The organism is Anaerolineales bacterium, assembly GCA_022866145.1.
Classification (GTDB): Bacteria; Chloroflexota; Anaerolineae; order Anaerolineales; family E44-bin32; genus PFL42.
Genome location: JALHUE010000484.1, coordinates 1 through 3,860 on the forward strand (window position 1 = coordinate 1; position 3,860 = coordinate 3,860).

General features: G+C 69.0%; 4 protein-coding genes. All 4 read right to left on the reverse strand.

What is annotated here, in order from left to right; genetic code table 11:
- Window positions 1-219 (reverse strand): hypothetical protein (locus MUO23_14105; GenBank protein MCJ7514084.1); only part of this gene is annotated, 219 nt, incomplete at its 3' end.
- A 129-nt stretch (window positions 220-348) separates the two neighbouring features.
- Window positions 349-1,380, reverse strand: a complete 1,032-nt coding sequence (locus MUO23_14110; protein ID MCJ7514085.1) for a glycosyltransferase family 4 protein — start codon at window positions 1,378-1,380, stop codon at window positions 349-351.
- Window positions 1,381-1,413: 33 nt separating this feature from the next.
- Window positions 1,414-2,535: a UDP-N-acetylglucosamine 2-epimerase (non-hydrolyzing) gene (gene wecB, locus MUO23_14115; protein ID MCJ7514086.1), complete on the reverse strand. Its 1,122-nt coding sequence runs from the start codon at window positions 2,533-2,535 to the stop codon at window positions 1,414-1,416.
- 8 nt (window positions 2,536-2,543) lie between these two features.
- Window positions 2,544-3,854: a nucleotide sugar dehydrogenase gene (locus MUO23_14120; GenBank protein ID MCJ7514087.1), complete on the reverse strand. Its 1,311-nt coding sequence runs from the start codon at window positions 3,852-3,854 to the stop codon at window positions 2,544-2,546.
- Between the last annotated feature and the right edge of the window lie 6 nt (window positions 3,855-3,860).

Consider the following 3,860-nt stretch of genomic DNA (forward strand, 5'->3'; position numbering starts at 1 on the left):
CAGGTACGCCCGGCCGCGCAGGATATGGGTGTTGTGGGACCTCGCGAAGTGGGCGGTCGTCAAGGAGCCGCCTGACAGGATCGACTCGTCCGACCGCGGCTCACCGGCAAACACGCTCAGCCCGCCCAGACAGGCTTCAGCTAGCCGATCGAAGAACGGCAGACGGTAGGCCGGAAGCACCCTCTGCTGAACACCCACCTTGCCCGAGTAGGTCAGCATCGGCCTGCCTTCCGGCTGCCACCGAGAGATGAATGGGATCCGCCTGATCCAGGTGAGAACCTTCCGGCCAACCCGGGCAGGCCGGGCAGGCCGGATAGATATCGCGCCAACTCGATCGATCCCATGCCGCTAGCCCGCCCAACCCAGGGCTGCCAGGTAGCCATCGACCATTCGGTCCAGCCCAAATGCCGCCTCGGCCCGCGCCCGTGCCCCGCGCCGGTAGCGTGGCAGGTCTGCCAGCACCTCCGCCGCAGCCGCCGCCAGGCCGCCGATATCCGGCGGCTCCAGCTTCCAAGCATCGGCACCGTAGGGAACCAGCCGCCCGGCGCTCGGCTCTACCAACTCGGGCAGCGCCCCGGTGTCGAAGGCCACGACCGGGGTTCCACAGGCCAGGGATTCGATCACCGTGTTGGGACAGGCCGGGTGGAGATCGGCCGAGAACAGCATGCTGCCGGTGTGATAGAGGCGGGGGAGCTCCGGTGAGGCGACCGCGCCCATCCAGGTGATCGGTCGAGGCGACCCGGAATCGGACGCCTGCCGGACCTTCCCGGACACCTGTCCGGCCACGATCAGCTCGACCGGACGTCCGATGGCACCCAGGGCGTTCAGCAGCGAGATTGCGTGCTCCAGTCCTGTCTCGTAGCCTCCCGCGAGACTGGCTTCGACCACCAGTAGCCGCGAGCCAGGGCTCTCCGTCTGGGGTTCGCCGGGCCGGAAGGCCTCAAGGGATACGCCATTGTGGACGACCGCGCTCGGGACCTGAACGGCACCATAGGTCTCGTCCCACCATCGGCGCACGAACTGGCTCTGATAGATCACCCCGTCCGCCAAATGGCTTCGCAGCCAGCGCAGCAGCAGGTTGTTGATCTCAGCCCGCAGGAAATGGCGGGCCCCGGTCCGGCGACGGCGATGGATCCAGTTCATGCCATCCAGGCGCTGGACGATCGGGATGCCTTGGCGGCGGACACGGTGCAGCCCACCCAGGTGGCGGGTTCCGCCGGAGACCAGTACGGCCGCATAAGGCGTGTCCCTCAGGTCGTAGCACTGGTCGATGCCGCGAGCGGCGAGCCCTTCGGCCAGCCGCCGCTGGAAGGTCGCCGGACCGGCAATGCCACCCTGGCGGCTGACCAGGCACAGCCTTCGGAGCGGCGCCGCCGTCATTCGCCTCCGGCTCCGCAGCCCATCCACCCCGCCTCAACCCGCCGACCGCAGGGCAGCTACGATCCGGGCGGCGGCCTGGCCATCCCCGTAGGGATTGGCGGCGCGGGCCATCTGGGCGTGCGCCGCCGGGTCGCGGAGCAGCCGCCGGGTCTCGGTCAGAATGCGCTGCGGGTCGGTTCCCACCAGGCGGGCGGTCCCGGCCTCCAGGGCCTCGGGCCGCTCGGTGACCTGGCGCAGCACGAGCACCGGCACCCCCAGCGCCGGGGCCTCCTCCTGCAGACCACCCGAATCGGTCAACACCAGGTGGGACCGCTTGAGCAGGTGGACCATCGGCAGATAGTCGAGCGGCTCGACCAGGCTGATGTTCGCCACGTCGCCCAACAAGCGATGGGCCGGCTCGGCAACATTCGGGTTGCGATGCACGGGGTACACCAGGTGAACATCCCCGGCGAACTCCTCGGCCAGCGTCCGCAGCGCGCCGAAGGTTGCCTCCAGCGGGGGACCGAAGTTCTCGCGACGATGCGCCGTCACCGTGATCAGCCGTCGTCCGGCCGGCACCTCGCGCAGCGGGCCGGCGCCCCAGTCGTACGGCAGGGCGGCCACGCGCAGCAGGGCATCGATGACCGTGTTGCCGGTGACCACGATCAGCTCCGGCCGCACACCTTCGTGCAGCAGGTTGGCTCGCGCTCTCTCGGTGGGTGCGAAGTGCAGGTCGGCGACGACGCTCGTGATCCGCCGGTTGACCTCCTCTGGGAAGGGCTGCCACTTGTCGTCGGTACGCAGACCGGCCTCGACGTGTCCCAGGCGGGTCCGGTGATAGAACGCCAGCAGCGCCGCCGCCATCACCGTGGTGGTGTCCCCCTGCACCAGCACCCACTCCGGCTTGACCTGGGCCATGACCGGGTCGAGACCGCGGAAAACCGCTGCCGTCAGGTCGGCCAGGGACTGGTCCGGCTGCATCAAGTCCAGGTCGAAATCGGGCCGAATTCCGAACAGGCCGAGCACCTGGTCCAGCATCTCGCGATGCTGGGCCGTGACGCAGATCACGGATTCGAAGTCCGGCGAGGAGCCCAGCTGCGCGATGACCGGCGCCATCTTGATGGCTTCCGGCCGCGTGCCGAAGATCGACAGGACCCGATGGCGTTCGACGGACATCCTGAATCTCAGTCCAACGCTAGCGGCGCGCCGAGGCGATGCAGCCGGAACCCGGCTGCCTGCCAATCGGCCTGCCGCCAGACGCCGCGCAGGTCGACCGCCACCCGCCCGGCCGCCCAGGCTGCCGCCTGCTGGGGATCGAGGTCGCGGAACAGGCTGTGGTCGACGAGCAGCACGATCGCCTGGGCGCCCTTCAGCCCGGTTTGCAGGTCGGGCGCGGCCGAGCATCCGGGGGCGGACGCCTGCGGGACGAAAGGATCGAAGGTGGTCACTCGCGCCCCCCGCTGCGCCATGCCCTGGGCGACGGCGATCGCCGGACTCTCGCGCAGGTCATCGACCTCGGGCTTGTAGGTCAGCCCGAGGGCGGCGATTGACTTCCCGTTCAGCCCGCCGAGAGCCCGCTCGACGAAGCCCACGCAGTACTCCGGCTGGGCGTCATTCACCTGCCGCGCCTGGCGGATCAAATGAGCTGCATCCGGGGCCGCTTCCACCAGGAACCATGGGTCGACGCCGATGCAATGCCCGCCGACCCCCGGCCCCGGCCGCAGGATGTTCACCCGTGGATGCAGGTTGGCCAGGGCGATCGCTTGCCAGACATCCACGCCGAAGCCGTCGGCCAGGCGAGCGAATTCGTTCGCCAGGGCGATGTTGCCATCACGGAAGGTGTTCTCCATCAGTTTGACCATCTCGGCGGTCGTGGCATCGGTCAGATGGATCTCGCCGCGGACAAAGATCTGGTACAGCGCCCGGCCAGCCTCGGCCGAGGCGGCACTAACCCCGCCGACCACCCGGGCGTTCTCGATGAGTTCGCGCAGGATCTGGCCCGGCAGGACGCGCTCGGGGGAGTAGCACAGGTGGAACCCCTCGCCGGCCCGCAGCCCGGAACGCTCCAGGATCGGTGCCACCAGGTCGGTCGTCGTGCGCGGCGGTGAGGTGGACTCCAGCACGACCAGGTTGCCGGGACGCAGCACAGAGACGATCGACTCGGCAGCCGCGGTCACGAAGCGCATGTCGGCTCGCTTGTCCGGCAGGACGGGCGTGGGAACTGCCAGCAGGAAGGCGTCGGCGGGTTCGGGCGCCTCGCTCACTACGAACCTTCCCGACTGGAAGGCGGCCTGCACCAACGACCGCAAGCCCGGCTCTTGAATGTGAATCTCGCCGTCACGCAGGATGTCTACCACGCGGCGGTTGACATCCACGCCGACGACGGCCAGCCCGTGCATGGCGAAGGTGCTGGCCGTCGGCAGGCCGATGTAGCCCAGCCCCAAGACGCAGATCTTGTGGAAATCCACGCGGTGTGCCCCCGAGGCTCGGATTATGCCACA